This window comes from Pelomicrobium sp. (genome assembly GCF_036803785.1).
Classification (GTDB): Bacteria; Pseudomonadota; Gammaproteobacteria; order Burkholderiales; family UBA6910; genus Pelomicrobium.
Map to the genome: position 1 here is coordinate 32,044 of NZ_DAIRTR010000003.1, position 19,909 is coordinate 51,952.

A 19,909-nucleotide genomic window follows, 5' to 3' on the forward strand; every position below is an offset into this window, starting at 1 on the left:
ATTTATTAATGAGGCAGAGGAGGAGCAGATCCATGGACCAGAAGGTTTATTTATACGTGGGCGAAGAACTCGCCCGTTATGGCTTTCCCGACGGCCATCCCTTCGGCCCCGATCGCCAGGCTGCGTTCCTGAGGGAGGCAACCCGCCAGGGCCTGCACCGGCAGGCGGCGCTGAGAAGGCCGGTAGTGGCGAATCGGGAGGCGCTGGAGCGCTTCCATACCCCGGATTACCTGGAACAGGTGGAGCGGGCTTCCCGGGCCGGGCGGGGTTATCTCGACTATGGGGACACGCCGGCCTTCCCCGGCATTTTTGAAGCGGCAGCCGCGGTGGTGGGCTCGGCGCTAGACGGGCTGCGGCGGCTCATGGAGGGGGAATGCCGCCGCACTTTCCAGGCGATCGGGGGTCTGCATCACGCCCGCCGTGCCCGAGCGGCGGGCTTCTGCGTGTTCAACGACACGGGGGTGCTGATCGAAACCTTGCGGCGGGACTATGGCATCCGCCGCGTGGCTTACGTGGACATCGATGTCCATCATGGTGACGGGGTCTTTTACGCCTACGAAGACGACCCGGACGTGATCGTGGCAGACGTCCACGAAGACGGCCGCTACCTCTACCCGGGAACGGGCCACGCCGACGAGACGGGCACCGGAACCGCCCAGGGAACCAAGCTCAACGTGCCCATGCCTCCGGGGGCCGGGGACGAGGCGTTCTTTCAGGCGTGGGAGCGGGTCGAGGACCACCTGCGCCGGTTCGCGCCCGAGTTCGTGATTTTGCAGTGCGGTGCGGACAGCCTGGCGGGGGATCCCTTGGCGCACCTGCGCTACTCCTCGGCGGCCCATGCCCATGCAGCGCGGCGGCTAGCCGCCCTCGCCGAGGAGTACGCCCAGGGACGACTCATGGCTTTCGGCGGCGGGGGTTACGACCGCCCCAATCTGGCAACGGCCTGGAGCGCCGTGCTGAAGGAGCTGGTGGAGGCCCCCTGACCCCGGCGCCCTTTCTTTCGAGCCAGGCCCCGAGGGCCGGGAAAGGATATTTGCGCCCGCGGGCAATTGTTCCTAGACTGGCAACGGGTCTCGGACTCAGTCTACCAAGGAGGGGCAAACAATGAAGAACCCGCTGGATTCGTTGTGGGGCACCATCATTTCCGGCCTCGTCATTACGGTGATCCTCTATTACATTGTCAAGTTCGCCCTGGGAGGCTGACTATGGAATTCGTTCAGCTCGGCATCGGCCGCTGGATCCACATCCTGGCCGGCATCATGTGGATCGGGTTGCTTTACTACTTCAACTTCGTCCAGGTGGATGCCCTGAAAGCCGCCCAGGCCGATGGCACCGCCGCCGGCATCACCAAGCACGTGGCACCCCGGGCGCTGCTCTACTTCCGCTGGGCGGCGGTGGTGACATGGCTCGCGGGGGCCAATCTGTTGGGGAAGCATTTCTTCGACGCGTTTTTCTTTCTCGATCGAGCCTTCGTCCCCATTGGGGTCGGAGCTTGGCTTGGCACCATCATGCTATTCAACGTGTGGGTGCTCATCTGGCCCAACCAGAAGAAGATCCTGGGTCTCACCCAGGCCACCGACGAGGAGAAGAACCGGGCGCGGCGTGTGGCCTTCCTCGCCTCCCGCACCAACACCATGCTCTCCATCCCCATGATCTTTTTCATGGTGGCAAGCGGCGGAGTGCTACGCACCGCCTTTTTTGGCTGAGGCGGCATGGTGTAGACTTGCGCCGGTAGACCCACGAGTCCTTCCCGGGAGGCGGGCGGCCTGCCGCTTGCCTCCGCCGGCAGTCCCCCCAAGGGGTAATCGCCTCCCCAGCGTTTTCCCGCCGGGGTGTATCCACCGCGTTGTAGCGCGGTGGCGTTCCAGCCGGACAAGCGATGCATGCCCCTTGGGCGGCGCTAGGGCTGTCTCTTGACAGAAGCGGGCGCGAGCCGGTGAGGTGCATCCGGCCCCGGGCGTCTTCGTGGAATACTCGGGTGAGATCTGCACAACCAAGAAAGGAGAATCCTCATGCAGCACGTCCTTCCCCCTCTGCCGTATCCCATGGATGCCCTGGAGCCCCACATCTCTAGGGAAACCCTGGAATATCACTACGGCAAGCATCACCAGGCCTACGTGACCAATTTGAACAACCTGATCCAGGGCACCGCCTTCGAAAAGCTATCGCTGGAGCAGATCGTCAAGGAAGCGCCGGCGGGAGCCATTTTTAACAACGCGGCCCAGGTCTGGAACCACACGTTCTATTGGAATTCCCTTTCTCCCCAAGGAGGGGGGGAGCCCTCGGGCAAGCTCGCCGAGGCTGTCCGAAACAAGTGGGGCTCTTTCGAAGCGTTCAAGGAAGCCTTCAGCAAGGCCGCGGTGGGCAACTTCGGCTCGGGTTGGACCTGGTTGGTCAAGAAGGCCGACGGCACTTTGGACATCGTGAACACCTCCAACGCCCAGACACCCCTCACTGGTCCGGATATCCCGCTCCTCACCTGTGACGTGTGGGAGCACGCTTACTACATCGACTATCGCAACCGGCGTCCAGACTACGTAGGGGCTTTCTGGAAGATCGTGAATTGGGAATTTGCCTCCAAGAACTTCGGCGCCTAATCTAAAGTAAGTTCTTAAGTTATGGGGTGGAGCGGATCGGCGCTGGAGGCCCCAGGATGTCCTGGGGCCTGTCAACCACCGCCGGTGTTGCGCGTTTTTAGCTAGCGACCGGTTTTCCGGTCGCGGCCTTTTCATATCAATACCTAACCTTAACGAGGAAAAAATGCGTAAGCTGCTATCTGCCCTGTTCGCGTCCCTGATCGCCCTCGGGCTTGCCGCCAATCCCGTGATGGCGCAGGAAAAGAAGGAAGAGAAGAAGGAACTGAAGGCCGAAGAGAAGAAGGCGGGCGAGAAGAAGAAGGAAGAGAAGAAGAAGGAAGAAGTAAAGAAAGAGGAAAAGAAGTAACCGGCACGACCGGTTTTCCTCGAAAAGGCAGGGCGGGGCGCCCTGCCTTTTTTCTTCCCGTCGCCGTCACGGGTGACGGGGTAAAATTATAATTTTTGATTTCTCTCCATGGTGTGGAAGCCCAATGTCACGGTGGCGGCCGTGGTGGAGCAGGACGGCCGATTTCTTTTGGTAGAAGAGCGCACACGCAAGGGGCGCCGGTTCAATCAGCCGGCGGGTCACCTGGAACCCCACGAGACCTTGATGGAAGCGGTGGCCCGGGAAACCCTGGAGGAGACCGGTTACCGCTTCGCTCCCCAATGGTTGCTGGGGGTCTACCGCTGGCATTACCTGGAGACCGGCACCACCTATCTGCGCTTCGCCTTCTGCGGGATGGTGACCGGTCACGAGCCTGAGCGCCCCCTGGATCGGGGCATCGTCCGGGCCGCTTGGTTTGCCCCGGAGGAGATTCGGGCCAGCCGGGAACGGCACCGCAGCCCCTTGGTGCTGCGCTGCCTGGAAGACTACCTCGCCGGCCGGCGCTATCCCCTGGACGTCTTGACCCACCTCGGCTGACCCATGGCCCGCTCCCGCGTGGTTGTCGGCCTGTCCGGCGGCGTCGATTCCTCCGTCGCGGCCCTGCTCCTCAAGGAACAGGGCTTCGAGGTGGTCGGCCTGTTCATGAAAAATTGGGAAGAGGACGATGACGAGGAATATTGCACCGCCCGCCAGGACCTGGTGGATGCGGTCTCGGTGGCGGAGGTTCTGGGCATCGAAATCGAGGCGGTCAACTTTTCCCGCGAGTATAAGGAACGGGTGTTCAGCCATTTCCTGGCGGAGCACCGGGCCGGGCGCACGCCCAACCCGGACGTGCTGTGCAACGCCGAAATCAAGTTCAAGGCGTTTCTGGACCATGCGCTCGGCATGGGGGCGGACTGGATCGCCACCGGCCACTACGCCCAGGTGCGGGAAGTCGACGGGAAGTACCAGTTGCTCAAGGCCGAGGACGGCACCAAGGACCAGAGCTATTTCCTGTACCGTCTGAACCAGGAACAACTTAGCCGCACTCTCTTTCCTCTGGGTAAGCTCTACAAGCGGGAGGTGCGGGAGATCGCTCGCCGGGCAGGCCTTCCGGTCCACGACAAGAAAGACTCCACCGGCATCTGCTTCATCGGTGAGCGGCCGTTTCGCGAATTTCTCGGACGCTACCTGCCCCAGCAGCCCGGTCCCATGGAAACGCCCGAGGGCGAGGTAGTGGGGCGCCATGTGGGGCTCATGTTCTACACCATCGGCCAGCGCCATGGTCTAGGCATCGGCGGCCCCGGCGCGCCCTGGTACGTGGCGGGCAAGGACTTGGCCCGCAATGCGCTGATCGTGGTGCAAGGCCAGGACCATCCTTGGCTCTGGCGCGATACCCTCACCTGCACCGACTTGTCCTGGGTGAGCGGAGAAGTCCCCCGATGCCACTGGGTCTACGCCGCCAAGACCCGCTACCGGCAGCCCGATGCCCCGTGCACGATCGATAGCGTCGTGGACGGCCGCGCCACGATTCGCTTCGCCGCGCCCCAATGGGCGGTCACCCCGGGCCAGTCGGTGGTGATCTACGAGAGCCGGGTATGCCTCGGCGGTGGCCTCATCGAATGAGCTGCTTACTCCGAGTGAGCCCTGCCGCAATCTAGGTCTGGGAGGGGGCCGTGTCGCTGAACGAGGGACGTTTGCTGAGCTTGTCGTAGAGCCGCTTGAGGTTGGGGTGGGCGCTAGCCCAATCCAGGTCGGGCAGCCGCAGGCTGAGCCATCCCAGACAGCAACCCACGGCAATGTCGGCCAGGGAGTAACCTTCCCCGTGGCACCAGCTTTTTTCCCCCAGCTCCTCGGCCATCATTTCCAGGCCGGCGGTCACCTTCCGCTGTTGCCGCTCGATCCACGCGCTGCTCTGCTGGGTGGAAGGGCGTTTCCCTTCCCGGTAGACGGCGATGGCCGCCTCCAGTACCCCGTCAGCGAGGGCCTCCCATCGGCGCACCATTACCCGGGGGCGGCCGTTGTCGGGAATAAGCCGGGACACGGGCGTGAGCCCGTCCAGGTATTCCACGATCACTCGGGAGTCGAAGAGCGCGGTACCGTCGTCCATGAGAAGGACAGGTACTTTGCCCAGGGGATTGAACCGGGGAATGGGGGTGGCTTCGTCCCAGGGGTCGTGCTGTTCGAACTCGCACTCGATGCGCTTTTCCGCCATCACGACCCGCACTTTGCGCACGAAGGGGCTGGTCAGGGATCCGAGAAGCTTCATGAAAAGGTGTGGCTCGCGTCGAAGAACGGGAGCGAATTATAGCATTGGCGAAAGGCCGCTTCTTCTGCGGGTACGTCCGGAGCTCCGTGATAGAATTGTTTTTTTTCGCAGCCATTCATGAGCCTTTCTCCCCTCACGGCCCTGTCCCCGCTCGATGGGCGCTATCATGCCAAAGTGGAGCGCCTGCGGGATTGGTTCAGCGAGGCCGCCTTGATCCGGTTTCGGGTCAAAGTGGAAATCGAGTGGCTATTGGCTCTCGCCGCCGAGCCCGCCATCCGGGAGCTTCCCGCCTTTTCGCCCACCGCGGTGCAGGCCCTGCGGGGGCTCGCGCAGCGCTTCGGTCCCGAGGACGCCGCGGCGGTGAAGGCGATCGAAGCGCGCACCAACCACGATGTCAAGGCCATCGAGTACTGGCTTCGGGAGCGGCTCTGCGGCCAGCCGGAAGCGCAGCGCGCCCTGGGTTTCATCCACTTCGCCTGCACTTCGGAAGACATCAATAACCTGGCCTATGGCCTGATGCTGCAAGGGGCGCGGCGGGAGGTGCTGCTGCCCTTGCTTGGGCGGCTGGAGGAGGCGCTCGTCGCACTCGCCCACCGTTTGGCCGACCAGCCCATGCTGGCACGCACCCACGGGCAGCCTGCCTCTCCCACCACCCTAGGCAAGGAGATGGCGAACGTGGCGTATCGGCTGCGCCGGGCACGCCGCCGCCTCGAGGCGGTGATGCTCACCGGCAAGATGAACGGGGCAGTGGGCAATTACAACGCCCACCGGGTGGCTTACCCAGACTTCGACTGGGAGGGCTTCGCCCAACGCTTCGTGGAAAGCCTGGGCCTCGCCTTTAATCCTTATACCATCCAGATCGAACCCCACGACGCCATGGCCGAGTTATTCGATGCCCTGGCCGCCGCCAACACCGTGTGCATCGATCTGGATCGGGACCTCTGGGGTTACATCTCCCTGGGCTATTTCAAGCAACGGGCGAAACCCGAGGAGGTGGGCTCCTCCACCATGCCCCACAAGGTGAACCCCATCGACTTCGAGAACTCGGAAGGCAATTTGGGGCTCGCGAACGCGCTGCTGCGGCACTTCTCGGAGAAGCTTCCCGTATCCCGCTGGCAGCGGGATCTCACCGACTCCACGGTGCTGCGTAACGTGGGTGTTGCCTTGGGCCATAGCCTGTTGGGCTACGAGGCCCTGCTCCAGGGGCTCGAGAAGCTGGAGGCCAACCCGCCCCGGATCGAGGAGGATCTGGACGGGGCCTGGGAAGTGTTGGCGGAGGCGGTGCAGACGGTGATGCGCCGCCACGGGCTTCCCGACCCTTACGAGCAGCTCAAGGGACTCACCCGGGGCAAGGGAACCCTCACTCGGGAGGCGCTGCACCAATTCATCCAGGCTCTCCCGTTGCCCGAGCCGGAAAAGGTGCGGCTGCTGAGCCTTACCCCCCGGGATTACACCGGCCTGGCAGCCCGGCTTGCCCGGGAGATCTGAGTCCTCTTTCCGCGCGGGCACCGGCTTGAAATTCCGGGGGCTGGCCTCAATGTTTCGAGCGGTCTGATCGGGAGTGGGAAAAATGAGCGCCCATGCACTGGACGTCAATGCCTCGGATTTCGAGGCGGTGGTGATCGAAGGCTCGAAGCGCCGGCCCGTGCTAGTGGACTTCTGGGCCGCGTGGTGTGCCCCTTGCCGGGCTCTCAAGCCCATCCTGGAGAAGCTGGCAGAGGAATACCAGGGCCGCTTCCTCCTGGCCAAGGTGAATTCCGACGAGAACCCGGCGCTCGCCATGCGCTATGGCGTGCGCGGCATTCCCAACGTGAAGGCTTTTGTGGACGGGCAGGTGCGCGACGAGTTCTCCGGCGCGCTGCCCGAGTCCATGGTGCGGCAATTCATCGAGCGACTTTTCCCTTCCCGGGCCGAGCTGCTGCGCCGGCAGGCGGCGGCCCTGCGCGCCGCGGGCCAGGCGGCGGAGGCCCTGGCGCGCCTGGACGAGGCCCAGGCCTTGGAGCCGCAAAACGAAGGCATCCAAGTGGATCGAGCAGAGATCCTGCTCGATCTGGGCCGGGCGGAGGAGGCGAAAGCGCTGCTGGAGGGTCTTTCCATCTTCGCGCGCGACGAACCGCGGGTGGCGGCCCTTGTCGCCCGGGCCGAATTTGCCGGCGCCGAGAAGGAGGACGCCCAGACGCTGCGGGGGCGCATCGGCGCCGATCCTGGGGACCTGGAGGCCCGGCTCAGGCTGGCGCGCCACTATGCGAGCCGGGGGGAGTACGAGCCAGCCCTCGCCGAGCTCCTGGAAGTCGTTCGCCGGGACCGGGGCAGCTGGAAGGAGGCGGCGCGCAAGACCATGCTCTCCATCTTCGACTTGCTGGGCAATCAGGGGGAGCTGGTGAGCCGGTACCGGCGGTTGCTGGCGAGCGCCCTTTATTGACGCGCCGCCGCCCGCTGGCGCAGGTACTCGAAGATCCCCGGGGAGATGGACAGGAGAATGATGCCCAGGATCACCAGGGTGAGGTTCGCCTTGACCCAGGGCAGGTTGCCAAAGTAGTAGCCGGCGTAGGTAAGAGAGGTGACCCACAGAATCGCGCCCGTCACGTTGTAGAACAAAAAGCGCCCATAGTCCATGGTGCCGATGCCGGCGACGAAGGGGGCAAAGGTGCGGATAATGGGCACGAAGCGGGCAATGATAATGGTCTTGCCGCCATGTCGCTCGTAGAAGCGGTGGGTGCGCTCCAAGTACTCCCTCCTGAAAAACCGGGCGTTCTCCTCGTGGAACACCCGCGGCCCGACCGCCTTGCCGATCCAGTAGTTGACCGTGTCCCCCAGGATGGCGGCCGCGATGAGCAGCAGCACCACCAGATGAACGTCCATCGCTCCCGCCGCAGCGAGGGTGCCAGCGACGAAGAGCAGCGAGTCGCCCGGGAGAAACGGTGTTACCACCAGCCCGGTTTCGCAGAAGACGATCAGGAATAGCAGGGCATAGATCCACACCCCGTAGTTTTCCACCACCCAGATGAGGTAGCGATCCAGGTGGATCAGGAGATCGACAAGGGTGGCGAGATCCACGGGCGCGGTCTTTACTCCGAGGTTACGGCGTTGCGTCCGCCTGGCTCTTTTTTTCCGGCTTGACGAAGTCGGCGCGGGAGACCCCGAGCCACATCACCACGGGGCTGGCCACCAGCACCGATGAGTAGGTGCCGACCACGATGCCGATGGTGAGGGCCAGAGCGAAGTTGAACAGTGTCTCGCCGCCGAAGAACAGGATGGCCAGCACCATGAGCTGGGTCGTGCCCGAGAGGATCACGGTGCGCGCCAGGGTCTGGGTGATGGAGTGGTCAATGATCTCGGCCGTGCTCGCTTTGCGCATCTTCTTGAAGTTCTCCCGGATGCGGTCGAACACCACCACGGTGTCGTTGACCGAGTAGCCGAGGATCGCCAACACCGCTGCCAGGACCGTAAGAGAAAATTCCCAGTGGAACAGGGCGAACAGGCCTAGGATGAAAACGATGTCGTGGGCGGTGGCGACCATGGCGCCCACGGCGAAGCGCCACTCGAAACGCACCGCGAGATAAATCATGATGCCGATGGTAACCACCAGCAGGGCGAGGGAGCCGTCGTAGAGGAGTTCCGCCCCTACCTGGGGGCCGACGAACTCGACCCGCTGGAGCTGCACCGTGGCATCCGCCGCCTTGAGGGCGGCGAGTACCTGCTCCGAGAGCTGGGCTGAAGTGACGCCCTCCCGCACCGGAAGCCGGATCAGCACGTCGCGGGCGGTACCGAAGGTCTGCGCGACGGCGTCGCTGAAACCGGCGCCGCTCAGAGTGGCCCGAATCTTCGGCAAATCGGCGGCGTGCGGGTAGGTCACTTCCATGACCGTGCCGCCGGTGAAGTCCACTCCCAGGTTCAAGCCGCGGAAGACGAGCGCCCCCACGGCGAGGGCGAAGAATACCGAGGAGACGATGATCGTCGCTCGGGCGTACTTCATGAACGGAAGGTCGCGCTTGAGGCGGATGATCTCGAGCATGACGAAGGTCTACCTGGGGCGTTCTATACCGGCAGGCGCTCGAGGCGCCGCTGCCGGCCGTAGATCAGGTTGGTAATAGCGCGGGATACCATGACCGCGCTGAAGATCGTGGTCAGGATACCAATGCACAGGGTCACCGCAAAACCCCGCACCGGGCCAGAGCCGAGCCAGAACAGGGCGAAGCCCGCGATCAGGGTGGTGATGTTGGCGTCCAGGATGGTGTCGAAGGCCCGTTCATAGCCTGCGTGGATGGCCGCCTGGGGGGTATTGCCGTTTTTGAGCTCCTCGCGGATACGCTCGATGATGAGCACGTTGGCGTCGATGGCCATGCCAACGGTCAAAGCGATACCGGCAATGCCGGGTAGCGTCAGGGTCGCCTGCAACATGGACATGATCGCCACCAGCAGGAACACATTGGCGGCGAGGGAGATCACCGCGATGATCCCGAACACGCGGTAGTACACCGCCATGAAGGTGGCAATGGCGATGAAGCCATAGAGGGTGGAATTGAACCCCTTCTCGATGTTCTCACGCCCCAGGCTGGGACCGACAGTGCGCTCTTCCACGATCTCCATGGGCGCGGCGAGGGCTCCGGCCCGCAGCAGGAGCGCGATGTCCCGTGCCTCCTCGGTGTTCATGCGCCCGCTGATCTGTACCCGCCCGCCGCCGATTTCCTCCCGGATGACCGGCGCGGTGATGACCTCCGCCTGGCCTTTCTCGATCAGCAGGATCGCCATGCGCTTGCCCACGTTCTCGCGGGTGATGTTCTTGAAGATGCGGGCGCCCGTGCCGTCCAAGGTCACGTGCACTGCCGGCTCCCCCGTGCGGCTGTCGAAGCCCGGCTGGGCGTCGGTGATGCGATCTCCAGTCAGCACCACGCTCCTTTTCACCAGGAGGGGCGTGCCGTCCCGGTCGTGGTAGAGCTCGGTCCCTAAGGGAAGGTTGCCGGTGCGCTCCGCTTCCAGGGGATCGTGGGTCTCGTCCACCAGGCGGATTTCCAGGGTGGCGGTGCGTCCCAGGATCTCTTTGGCCTTGGCCGTGTCCTGCACGCCCGGCAGCTGGACCACGATGCGGTCCATGCCCTGCTGCTGGACGATGGGTTCGGCCACGCCCAGCTCGTTCACCCGGTTGCGCAGGGTGGTCAGGTTTTGTTGCAGGGCGAGCTCTTGCACCCGCTTTTCGGCCTCGGGCCGCAAGGTGGCTGAGAGCAGAAGCTCGCCGCCCCGCTCCTCCTCCCGCAGGAGAAGTTCCGGATAGTTCTTCTCGATCAGTTTCACGGCGTCGGTGCGAACGGCAGGGTCCCGGAAACGGACCTGGACCACGGTGCCCGTGCGGCTGATGCCGCCATAGGCGATCCTGTTCTCGCGCAAAAGCGTGCGCAGATCATTGGCGTAGCGTTCCGCGGCCTTCTCGACGGCTGCCTTCATGTCCACCTGGAGCAAAAAGTGGACGCCGCCCCGCAGGTCCAGGCCCAGATACATGGGAAAGGCATGGATGGCGGTGAGCCAGCGCGGTGAGCTGGAGAGCAGGTTCAAGGCAACCACGTACTGTTCGCCGAGCTGGGTCGTCAACAGGTCCTTGGCCTTGAGCTGAGCGTCGGTGTCGGCAAAGCGCACCTTCACCCCCGTCGCATCGAGGAACGCACCTTGGTGGGTGATGCCTGCAGTCTTAAGGGCGGTCTCTACCCGCTCCAGCAAAGCTGGATCGGCCTTGGCGGCGGAGCGGGCCGGGGTGACCTGGACCGCCGGCACCTCGGGAAAAAAATTGGGCAAGGTGTAGATCACTCCGACCAGCAGGATCACGCCGATCAGGAGGTATTTCCAAAGAGGGTAGCGGTTCATGGTTGGCAAGCGCTGCCGAGAGGGGCCGCACGGGAGCGGGTCGAAACATTGCCCACGGCGGTCATCCTTCGCCTTTCACCGACTTGAACGTGCCTTTGGGAAGCAGCAGCTGAATCGACTGCTTTTGTACCTGAATCTCTACGTTGTCAGCCACCTGCAGGGTCACGTATCCGTCTCCCACCTTGGTGATGCGACCGATGGTGCCACCGGCGGTGACCACTTCGTCCCCCTTCTGAAGCGCCTCGATCATCGCCTTGTGCTCTTTGGCCCGCTTCATCTGGGGCCGGATGAGCATGAAGTAGAACAGGACGAAGATCAGGATCAGGGGCAACAGGCTCAGCCAGTCGGCACCGCCGGTGGTGGGCGCGGCTTGAGCAAAGGCTTGGGGAATCAGCACCTTGTTTCTCCGAGCAGGTTGATAAAGGCCTGAATTTTATCACGCTCCCAAGGCCGCCCGGTTGAAGGCGGCGGCGTAGTGGGCATAGCGGCCCTGCCGGATCGCCTCCCGGGCCTCCCGCATTAGCCGCTGGTAGTAGTGCAGGTTGTGCAAGGTGTTGAGCCGTGCGCCCAGCATCTCGTTCACCCGCTGCAGGTGGTGCAGATAGGCACGGGTGAAGGTGCGGCAAGTGTAGCAATCGCATTCCTCGTCCAGGGGCGACAGATCCGTCCGGTAGCGGCTGTTGCGCAGCTTCACCACTCCCTGGCGGGTGTAGACCCAGCCGTTGCGGGCGTTGCGGGTGGGCAGCACGCAATCGAAGAGGTCGATTCCCCGGGCAATGGCATCGATCATGTCGGCAGGGGTACCCACGCCCATGAGATAGCGGGGACGATCACCGGGCAGGCGTGCCGCCGTGTGATCCAGAATGCGCCACCTCGCCTCCTTAGGCTCGCCCACAGAAAGGCCGCCGATGGCGTAGCCATCGAAGCCGATGTCCTGGAGGCCTGCCAGGGACGCTTCGCGCAAGTGTTCGTACGTTCCGCCCTGGACGATGCCAAACAGGGCGTTTGGGCTTCCCTCGAAGGCCCGCTTGGAGCGCGCCGCCCAGCGTAAGGAAAGTTCCATGGAGGCGCGCGCCTCGGCTTCGCTGGCGGGATAGGGGGTGCATTCGTCGAAGACCATGGCCACGTCGGCATTGAGTAGGCGCTGAATGCGCATGGACTCTTCGGGGGTAAGGAAGCACCGGTCCCCATTCACCGGGGAGCGGAAGGTGACGCCTTCCTCGCTGATCGTGCGCAGCGGGCCCAGGCTGAAGACCTGGTAGCCGCCCGAGTCGGTGAGGATGGGGCCGTCCCATCCCATGAATCGGTGCAGGCCCCCATGGGCCTCGATCACCTCGAGCCCCGGCCGCAGCCAGAGGTGGAAGGTGTTGCCCAGCACCATCTGAGCGCCCAGCCCTTTGAGCTCCGCGGGACTTATGGCCTTCACCGTGCCATAGGTGCCCACCGGCATGAACGCGGGCGTGTCCACGATCCCGTGGGCAAGGGTGAGGCGGCCGCAGCGGGCGGCGCCATCCCGGGCGATTATCTCGAAGCGCATGAAGCAGCCATCACGAGGTTGGCGGGGAAGCTATGGAAAAGCAGAAAACAATCCTTTCCCTCTAAGCTTCGGGAGGTCCCCATGCTAATCCTGCTGCCTTTCGATCAGCATGGCATCGCCGTAGCTGAAGAAGCGGTAACGCTGCTCCACGGCATGGGCGTAGGCTCGGCGGATGGGCTCGATGCCGCCAAAGGCCGACACCAGCATGAGTAGGGTCGATTTGGGCAAATGGAAATTGGTGAGCAGGCGCTCCACCACCCGGAAGCGGTAGCCTGGCAGGATGAACAGATTGGTTTCGTCGGCGCCGGGGCGCAGGCTTCCCCGGGTGGCGGCCGCTTCCAGGGCCCGCAGGGTCGTGGTGCCCACCGCCAGCACCCGGCCGCCCCGGGCGCGGGCACGCTCCACTGCCGCCACGGTCTCCTCCGGTATGCGGTACCACTCATGGTGCATCACGTGGCGCGAGAGATCTTCTTCCCGGACGGGCTGGAACGTTCCCGCGCCCACGTGCAGGGTGAGGAAGGCGGTCTCCGCTCCCGCCTGCCGCAATCGCTCGAGCATCGCCTCATCGAAATGCAGCCCGGCGGTCGGGGCCGCCACTGCGCCGGGGGTACGGGCATAGACGGTCTGGTAACGGCGCTCGTCCTCGGCGCCGGGCGCGTGCTCGATGTAGGGCGGGAGGGGCACCTCCCCGTGGCGTTCCAGCAGGGTAAAGAGGTCGGCTTCGTCGTGGAAGCGCAGGCGAAAGAACGTCCCCTCCCTCGCCAGGACCGTCGCCGGGATTTCTCCCGCCAGCACCAGCTCGCTCCCCTCCCGGGGAGGTTTGCTCGCCCGCACCTGGGCAAGGGCCTCGTGCTCGCCCAACACCCGCTCGACCAGCACTTCCACCTGTCCCCCTGAGCGTTTTCGGCCCCGCAACCGGGCTTTGATCACCCGAGTGTCGTTAAATACCAGCAAGTCCCCGGGGCGGACGAGCTGGGGCAGGTCTTGAAACTGGAGGTCGTGCATCGCCCCGGTCTTGCCGTCCAGGTGCAGCAGGCGGCTGGCGCTGCGGGTGGCCGCCGGCCGCTGGGCGATCAGCTCCCGGGGCAGATAGAAGTCGAAGTCAGAAAGCCGCATGGGCGGGCATTATAAACGGGCCTTCCGTGATCCTCAGGGTAACGGGACCGATGGCAAGGGGTCAAAAGAAAGGGCTTCATCATCACCGCCTTGATGGCCTGGGGGATGGCGCCTGCTTGGGCGGACGCCGGGGGCTGGGAGCACTTCGAGCGCATGCGCCGGGTCTCGGACTGTACCCCGAGATATGGGCTACAGCCGGACAGCGGAATGGAGAAAGCCGCCCGTGGGGTGAAAGGCCGGTCAGAGGCCGTGACCGCGATCCCGCTCGCTGCGCGCAAGACGGAGGGGATGGGGCAGCTTACCGACGCGCCGCCCGCCATGAGGGAGCGCTAATCTTGGCATTTTGAGTGCAAGCTGGGCATGCCAGCTGCGGAAGCGCCTCTTCCGGCCCTGAGCCTTTGTTTCGGAGACATCGCGCAACTTCCCCCGTCTCGCCCGTTTGCCGCGGCCGGTTGCCGGTTCCTCGGGCGATGGGGGATAATCCGCCGGCTTGCCGGGATGGCGGAACTGGTAGACGCAGCGGACTCAAAATCCGCCGGTGGCGACACCGTAAGGGTTCGACTCCCTTTCCCGGCACCACAATATCTAAAATAATAACAATACGTTATAGCGCTCTTGTGATCATTTCATCGGAAAGCGAGCCTGTGGATAACTCCCGGTTTCCGGGAGGTCAGTGTCCCGTAATTGTCCCCGCAATTCCGTTCTGTTCTGCCCGTTTCCGTTCTTTCTGTCCCGTCAGTGTCCCGGCGCAACTTGCGCAGCCAAGCGATCCTTCATCGCCCATTTAGAAGTGGGCCTGCAACGCTTCCCCGCTGCCGGTTGGATTCCCCAGCCCAGTCAAGCTTGGCGCGCGTGGCGCGTCGAGGTGTGGCACAAAGGCGTTCGGCCACATTCGACACCAAGGCCAAGGCGGCTGCCCGGGCAGCGAGGATCGAAGCGGAGCTTGCCGCGCAAAGGAACGGGAGGATTCCGAACAAGACCTGCGGCGATTTGCTCGTGCGCCATCGCGACGAAGTGTCCGTGACGAAGCGCGGACAGCGCATGGAAGTCGTGCACATCGATCGGATGCTGCGGGGCTGCCCGATCGAAACGCCGCTTGTGCTGCCCGATCCAATCGTACGGGTAAAGCTTGCCGGTCTCGAGGCCTTTCCATTTCGCTGCCTGGCGTGAGCGCAGGCTCAGGCAGGTCTCACCGGCCACGGTGCTTCGGGAGTGGAATCTGATGAGCGTGGCGATCTACCGGGCCGTGAAGGAATGGCGGTGACTGCCCGACAATCCCATGAAATGGGTCAAGCGCCCGAGCGCGCTACCCGGCGGCATGTTTTGCGGAAACTGAGCGAGGAAGCGTAAGGCGGCGCCAAGGATGACATCGAGCCGCCGGCACAGCGCTTTGACCGGCAGCATCTGGGTGTTCCCGTAAGGGATGCCGGCCAGCCGCGCGACGTCCTGGAGGATCTGCCCATCCGCCCACTTCTCGCCCCGCGCGACGATCGGCACTTGCCGCAGCCCGAGACTGGCGAGCTCTTGCAGCGCCGATTCGTCCTCCAGCACGTTGCGCGAGGCGAAGGAAACGCCGTTACGTGTGAGAAACTCCTTCGTGCGTAGGCAGCTCGTGAGCCCGAGTGCCAGTAGACGCGTATTATGGAGTCCGGCGCGGTCGTGGTGGAGATCAACCCAGCCGCAGATCCCCCGACCCTCGTGCCACCTGCTGCCTGCGGGGGCCGGCGGGTGCGGTGCTCCCGGCCAAAGCTCCCCATCCGGACGACGCGGCTCCGTGGCGATATGGACCCCGACGCGGCGCCGGCGAAGTCAAAAAGACCCAACCAGCGTGCCCAGTGTCACCACCACTACTAGGGCCAGCAGGGGCACGGCGACCGCTACGACAAAGATGTCTGCGTAGGCCTGACGGTGGGTCAGCTTGCAGAGGGCGAGCAGGGTGATGACCGCACCGTTGTGGGACAAAGCGTCGAGCCCGCCGGTAGCAATGGCGGTGACCCGGTGCAGCAGCTCCGGCGCGATGCCGGTTGTTGATCACCAGGAGCACCAGAACCGAGAGAAAGAGGGCGCAAATGATGGACCAGACGCCAAGACAGCCTCTACCGTGGTGCCGCCGTACTGGGGCAGGGACAGGCAGCTCGTGTCCAGGGCCGGGATCACCACGGTGGAGCAAGCGGACAGCTACGGGGACAGGACCCGCAGGCGATGCGAACGGACCGCCCCGGAATTCCCGAAGGCCATGACAGCGAAGGGCCGATCGAGTCGTCGACGGGGTAGATGTTGTGCATCGCCCCTCGACCATTTACTACTGCCAGCCGTAGCGGCGCACGAAGAGACCTTTCATAGCTTGGGTGAGGAGCATGTACCCAACGAGGATCATCGGCAAAAAAACGAAATAGAGGGGTGGCAGCGCCTGCAGCTTGAAATAGTGCGCGAGCGGCCCCATCGGCAGAAAGATACCGATCGCCATGATCGCGGCTGTCATTGCCAGCACTGGCGTCGCCGCCCGGCTCTGGACGAATGGAATTTTCGGCGTGCGAATCATGTGCACGATCAGCGTTTGAGTGAGCAGGCCAACGACGAACCAGCCGGACTGGAATAGGGTCTGCGCCTCTGGCGTGTTGGCCCGAAACACGAACCACATCATGGCGTAGGTGGTGATGTCGAAGATCGAGCTGAGCGGCCCGAAAAACACCATGAAGCGGGCGATGTCCATCGGCTGCCATCGCTGCGGCTGCAATAACAGCTCCTCGTCCACGGTATCGAAGGGAATGGCGATCTGCGAGATATCGTAGAGCAGGTTCTGCACCAGCAGATGTATTGGCAGCATGGGCAGAAAGGGCAGGAAGGCCGAAGCGACCAGCACCGAGAACACGTTGCCGAAGTTGGAGCTGGCCGTCATCTTGATGTACTTGAGCATATTGAGAAACGTGCGGCGTCCTTCTAGGACGCCTTGCTCGAGGACCATCAAGCTCTTTTCCAGCAGGATGATGTCCGCCGCCTCCTTGGCGATGTCCGCAGCGGTATCCACCGAGATGCCGATATCGGCCGCGCGCAGCGCCGGCGCGTCGTTGATGCCGTCGCCCAAGAAGCCGACCACGTGTCCGTTGGCCCTGAGCCGGCCGACGATGCGCTCCTTGTGCACCGGGCTCAGCCTGGCAAACACGTTATGCGACTCGACCGCCTCGGTTAGAGCCGCATCGCTCATGCGCTCGATGTCGCTGCCCAGCAGCACGCCATTCGGCCGCAACCCGATCTCGCGGCAGATCTTGGCCGTGACGAGCTCGTTGTCGCCGGTCAGCACTTTCACGCAGACGCCGTGCTCGGCAAGCGCTCTCAGCGCCGCTCCGGCCGATTCCTTGGGCGGGTCGAGGAAAGCCACGTAGCCGATCAGCGTCAGATCGCCTTCGTCGGCGATGCCGTAAGCTTCCTGCGTTGGTGGTACCTCCTTCATCGCCACTGCTACCACGCGCAGGCCCTCTTCATTGAGGTTTGCCGTGACTTCGCGGATGCGCGCCAGCAACTCCGGGGTCAGCGCTTCCGTTTGCTCGCCGTGACGGACCCGTGTGCAGACGGCGAGTATTTCCTCGACGGCGCCCTTGCAGATGAGCTCGTGGTGATCCTCGCGCTCGCTGACTACTACCGACATGCGGCGGCGATTGAAGTCAAATGGGATCTCATCGACCTTGCGGTAGTTCTTTGCTGGTTCCAGTGCACGATGGACTTCGGCATGTTCCAGGACGGCCACGTCCAGCAGATTCCTCAAGCCCGTTTGGTAGTAGCTGTTGAGGTAGGCCATCGCCAGCACCTCGTCGGACTCGTTGCCCCAGGCGTCCACGTGCCGCGCTAGGAAAATCCTGTCCTGGGTAAGCGTGCCGGTCTTGTCGGTGCACAGCACGTCCATCGCGCCGAAGTTCTGGATGGCGTCCAGTCGCTTGACGATGACTTTCTTCCGTGACAGGAACACCGCACCCTTGGCGAGCGTTGAGGTCACGATCATCGGCAGCATCTCGGGGGTTAAGCCCACGGCGATGGACAGCGCGAACAACACAGCCTCCATCCAGTCGCCCTTAGTGAAGCCGTTGATCAATAGCACCAGCGGGGCCATCACGAGCATGAAGCGAATGAGCAGCCAGCTCACCTGGTTCACGCCGGCTTGGAATGAGCTCTGGTTTTGCTGTGCAGCGGTCACCCGCCGGGCAAGCGCCCCAAAGTAGGTGGCGTTGCCGGTGGCGATGACCAGGGCCGTGGCCGAACCGGACACCACGTTGGTGCCCATAAACAGAATGTTGTCCAGTTCCAGCGGGTTAAGGGCCTTGACGTCGCGTCGGGTAGCAAGCTTCTCTACCGGCATCGACTCGCCGGTCATGGCGGCTTGCGCGACGAATAGATCTTTGGCGCTGAGCACGCGACAGTCGGCCGGAATCATGTCGCCCGCCGACAGCTGAATCACGTCGCCCGGCACCAGCAGCTCGATCGGCATTTCCACCCGCCGGGTAGCTTTGGCGGGGATGGGCGTCTCAGTGTACTGCTCGAGGACTTGGGCGGATTCCTCGGGCACGTCGCGCCGAAGCACCGTGGCGGTGGTACTGACCATGGCCTTGAGCGCCTCGGCGGCCTTGTTGGCCTTGGTCTCCTGCCAGAAGCGCAGGAGGGTGGCAATCCCCACCATGGTGCTGATCACGACGGTCGCTTTCATGTCCTCGGTCAGGTAGGAAATGATCGCCAAGAGTGTCAGCAGCAGGTTGAAGGGATTGCGATAGGCCAGCCACAGGTGCAGCCACCACGGCAGCGGCCTTTCGTGCTCGACCTCATTGAGACCGATGCGCGCGCGGATCGTCTTGGCCTCGTGCTCGGTCAGGCCCTCTTCATGGCTGCCGAGCTGGGCGAGCAGCGCGCTGGGATCGGCGTTCGCGGCTGCCATCAGCCTGTCGCTGAGGGCTGGCGGTACCTCTCGGCTGACGGCCGTCTGCCGTAAGGACTCGAGCAGCGCCAGGCGGCGAAAATGGTGGGCAATGTGGCGGGCGCGCAAAAAGCTTGCAAAGAGCTCTTTCAAGAGTGTGAAGTTCATTGGCGTTCTCCGGTACGGTGTGGCTCCTCACACTGCTGAAAGCATGATCGAGTGGAAGGTCAACGCTCAGAATCTGGCATATGGCGCGCGTTGGGTCGGCAGCTTAGGCACCCGGGATCGTGATGGAGGCGCTATTGTAAAGACGTCGTGAGGCTAAGGCCATGCCGAAACAGGCCGGTGCTGTGGGAGACGGACCGGCGGGGAGTCCGGTTACAGTGCTCGGTATTGGCACTCATAGGGGGATTGGGGGGCCTCCAGTGGATGAAGCCCAAGCAGGCTAGGGTCTGATCGAGAGCACTTACGACCTCGATGCCGTCGCCGGAGACAAAATTATGGATCAGCGTCTACGACCTGCCCGAGGAGCACGTGCAGGCGCTGGTGCGGCGCTGGGAGACGGAGGGAAAGAGCGTCGGCACGATCGACAACAGGCTCCCCTGCCTCAGGGCGCTCTGCGCCTGGGCGGGGAAGAGGGAACTCTTCAAGGAAAGCCGCGCCTATCCCTCGCATCCCGGGCGCTTCCGGCGAGCTTGCCGAGCCGAGAAGAACAAGCGCTGGTAGGGTAACGGGGTCGATGCGCTGGAGCAGATTGGGCGTGTTTCCCAGGCGGACCGGATCGTAGCGCTGCAGCTTGAGCTGCGGTAGGCCTTCGGGCTGCGGGTGGAAGAGGCTTTCCTGCTTCGCCCCACGCAGGCACTCGGCCAAGCGCTCGCGCGGAAGCAGGTGCGGGTGGGGCATGGCACCAAAGACGGGCGTCCCCAGAAGGTCTCCCTGGACGAGGTGGTGCAGCTTGAGATGCTCGCTCGCGCGGCGCGCCTGGCGGCATCAGCCGCCGGGACGATGATCCCGAGGAGCTACACCTTGGCGCGGTAGCGCAACCGCTTACTACTACGTGGTGCGCCGTTTCGGGATCGCAAGGACCGAGGGCTCGGGGTCGCAAGCCACGGGCTGCGCCACCTCTACCTTCCCTTTAGAGGGAGTTTGAGCAGATCGCGGGCCGTCCAGCCCCGGTCAAGGGTAGCGCGGGCCATGATCCTGGGCTGTGCGAGCTCGGGATGCGCACCGTGGTGGAGTGACCTTCCCCCGAAATTTCGTCTTCCAAGCCAGAGTAGATAGGATAGACGAA

At 63.8% G+C, this 19,909-nt stretch carries 20 protein-coding genes, 1 tRNA gene and 1 pseudogene; 12 read left to right on the forward strand and 10 right to left on the reverse strand.

Annotated elements, in window-relative coordinates; genetic code table 11:
• Positions 1-32 precede the first annotated feature (32 nt).
• The 6 genes from V7Q81_RS00800 to mnmA all read left to right on the forward strand — a co-directional run bounded on the left by V7Q81_RS00800 (position 33) and on the right by mnmA (position 4,566).
• Positions 33-983 carry an acetoin utilization protein AcuC gene (locus V7Q81_RS00800; protein ID WP_333839378.1) on the forward strand — a complete coding sequence of 317 codons (951 nt, stop codon included), beginning with the start codon at positions 33-35 and terminating at the stop codon, positions 981-983.
• A gap of 222 nt (positions 984-1,205) precedes the next feature.
• Positions 1,206-1,706: a urate hydroxylase PuuD gene (locus V7Q81_RS00805; protein WP_333839381.1), complete on the forward strand. Its 501-nt coding sequence runs from the start codon at positions 1,206-1,208 to the stop codon at positions 1,704-1,706.
• 306 nt (positions 1,707-2,012) lie between these two features.
• Positions 2,013-2,597, forward strand: a complete 585-nt coding sequence (locus V7Q81_RS00810; RefSeq protein WP_333839384.1) for a superoxide dismutase — start codon at positions 2,013-2,015, stop codon at positions 2,595-2,597.
• A 163-nt stretch (positions 2,598-2,760) separates the two neighbouring features.
• The gene (locus tag V7Q81_RS00815; protein ID WP_333839386.1) at positions 2,761-2,943 is read left to right on the forward strand and encodes a hypothetical protein; all 183 of its coding nucleotides are present in this window, start codon (positions 2,761-2,763) and stop codon (positions 2,941-2,943) included.
• Positions 2,944-3,051: 108 nt separating this feature from the next.
• The gene (locus V7Q81_RS00820) at positions 3,052-3,498 is read left to right on the forward strand and encodes an NUDIX hydrolase (RefSeq protein ID WP_333839388.1); all 447 of its coding nucleotides are present in this window, start codon (positions 3,052-3,054) and stop codon (positions 3,496-3,498) included.
• Positions 3,499-3,501: 3 nt separating this feature from the next.
• Positions 3,502-4,566, forward strand: coding sequence for a tRNA 2-thiouridine(34) synthase MnmA (gene mnmA / locus V7Q81_RS00825; RefSeq protein WP_333839390.1), 1,065 nt, complete (start codon positions 3,502-3,504; stop codon positions 4,564-4,566).
• 31 nt (positions 4,567-4,597) lie between these two features.
• Here the strand turns inward: mnmA and V7Q81_RS00830 are convergent, their stop codons facing one another.
• Positions 4,598-5,209, reverse strand: a complete 612-nt coding sequence (locus V7Q81_RS00830; protein ID WP_333839392.1) for a glutathione S-transferase — start codon at positions 5,207-5,209, stop codon at positions 4,598-4,600.
• Between the two features lie 117 nt (positions 5,210-5,326).
• On the opposite strand from V7Q81_RS00830, the gene purB reads away from it, so the two are divergent.
• Together purB and V7Q81_RS00840 are read left to right on the forward strand one after the other, a co-directional pair.
• Positions 5,327-6,697: an adenylosuccinate lyase gene (gene purB / locus V7Q81_RS00835; protein ID WP_333839394.1), complete on the forward strand. Its 1,371-nt coding sequence runs from the start codon at positions 5,327-5,329 to the stop codon at positions 6,695-6,697.
• An 82-nt stretch (positions 6,698-6,779) separates the two neighbouring features.
• On the forward strand, positions 6,780-7,631 hold the full coding sequence (locus tag V7Q81_RS00840; protein ID WP_333839396.1) for a tetratricopeptide repeat protein: 852 nt from the start codon (positions 6,780-6,782) through the stop codon (positions 7,629-7,631).
• Here the strand turns inward: V7Q81_RS00840 and V7Q81_RS00845 are convergent.
• The 6 genes from V7Q81_RS00845 to queA form a co-directional block, all read right to left on the reverse strand.
• Positions 7,625-8,266 (reverse strand): DedA family protein, encoded by a 642-nt coding sequence (locus tag V7Q81_RS00845; RefSeq protein WP_333839398.1) that lies wholly within the window; start codon positions 8,264-8,266, stop codon positions 7,625-7,627. The genes V7Q81_RS00840 and V7Q81_RS00845 overlap by 7 nt on opposite strands.
• A 22-nt stretch (positions 8,267-8,288) precedes the next feature.
• On the reverse strand, positions 8,289-9,224 hold the full coding sequence (secF, locus tag V7Q81_RS00850) for a protein translocase subunit SecF (protein ID WP_333839400.1): 936 nt from the start codon (positions 9,222-9,224) through the stop codon (positions 8,289-8,291).
• A gap of 23 nt (positions 9,225-9,247) precedes the next feature.
• Entirely contained in the window at positions 9,248-11,065 is a 1,818-nt protein-coding gene (gene secD / locus V7Q81_RS00855) for a protein translocase subunit SecD (RefSeq protein WP_333839403.1), read from the reverse strand.
• Between the two features lie 61 nt (positions 11,066-11,126).
• Entirely contained in the window at positions 11,127-11,462 is a 336-nt protein-coding gene (gene yajC / locus V7Q81_RS00860; RefSeq protein ID WP_333839406.1) for a preprotein translocase subunit YajC, read from the reverse strand.
• Between the two features lie 39 nt (positions 11,463-11,501).
• On the reverse strand, positions 11,502-12,602 hold the full coding sequence (gene tgt / locus V7Q81_RS00865) for a tRNA guanosine(34) transglycosylase Tgt (RefSeq protein ID WP_333839409.1): 1,101 nt from the start codon (positions 12,600-12,602) through the stop codon (positions 11,502-11,504).
• Between the two features lie 84 nt (positions 12,603-12,686).
• Positions 12,687-13,718 carry a tRNA preQ1(34) S-adenosylmethionine ribosyltransferase-isomerase QueA gene (gene queA / locus V7Q81_RS00870; RefSeq protein WP_333839412.1) on the reverse strand — a complete coding sequence of 344 codons (1,032 nt, stop codon included), beginning with the start codon at positions 13,716-13,718 and terminating at the stop codon, positions 12,687-12,689.
• Between the two features lie 492 nt (positions 13,719-14,210).
• Here queA and V7Q81_RS00875 point away from each other — a divergent pair.
• Together V7Q81_RS00875 and V7Q81_RS00880 are read left to right on the forward strand one after the other, a co-directional pair.
• Positions 14,211-14,297: transfer RNA gene (locus tag V7Q81_RS00875), tRNA-Leu, on the forward strand.
• A gap of 264 nt (positions 14,298-14,561) precedes the next feature.
• Positions 14,562-14,888, forward strand: a complete 327-nt coding sequence (locus V7Q81_RS00880; protein ID WP_333839415.1) for a hypothetical protein — start codon at positions 14,562-14,564, stop codon at positions 14,886-14,888.
• A 66-nt stretch (positions 14,889-14,954) separates the two neighbouring features.
• Here V7Q81_RS00880 and V7Q81_RS00885 read toward each other — a convergent pair whose 3' ends face one another.
• From V7Q81_RS00885 to mgtA, 3 genes and pseudogenes are all read right to left on the reverse strand, one after another.
• A complete protein-coding gene (locus V7Q81_RS00885) occupies positions 14,955-15,500 on the reverse strand; it encodes a glutaredoxin domain-containing protein (protein WP_333839429.1) in 546 nt (181 codons plus the stop codon).
• Between the two features lie 27 nt (positions 15,501-15,527).
• Positions 15,528-15,740: pseudogene (locus tag V7Q81_RS00890) on the reverse strand (GntP family permease); the annotation flags it as partial.
• Between the two features lie 280 nt (positions 15,741-16,020).
• The gene (gene mgtA / locus V7Q81_RS00895; protein ID WP_333839418.1) at positions 16,021-18,786 is read right to left on the reverse strand and encodes a magnesium-translocating P-type ATPase; all 2,766 of its coding nucleotides are present in this window, start codon (positions 18,784-18,786) and stop codon (positions 16,021-16,023) included.
• A 309-nt stretch (positions 18,787-19,095) separates the two neighbouring features.
• Between mgtA and V7Q81_RS00900 the strand changes: the two genes are divergently transcribed.
• Together V7Q81_RS00900 and V7Q81_RS00905 are read left to right on the forward strand one after the other, a co-directional pair.
• Positions 19,096-19,344: a phage integrase N-terminal domain-containing protein gene (locus tag V7Q81_RS00900; RefSeq protein ID WP_333839421.1), complete on the forward strand. Its 249-nt coding sequence runs from the start codon at positions 19,096-19,098 to the stop codon at positions 19,342-19,344.
• A gap of 99 nt (positions 19,345-19,443) precedes the next feature.
• Entirely contained in the window at positions 19,444-19,656 is a 213-nt protein-coding gene (locus V7Q81_RS00905; protein WP_333839423.1) for a hypothetical protein, read from the forward strand.
• Positions 19,657-19,909: the final 253 nt, after the last annotated feature.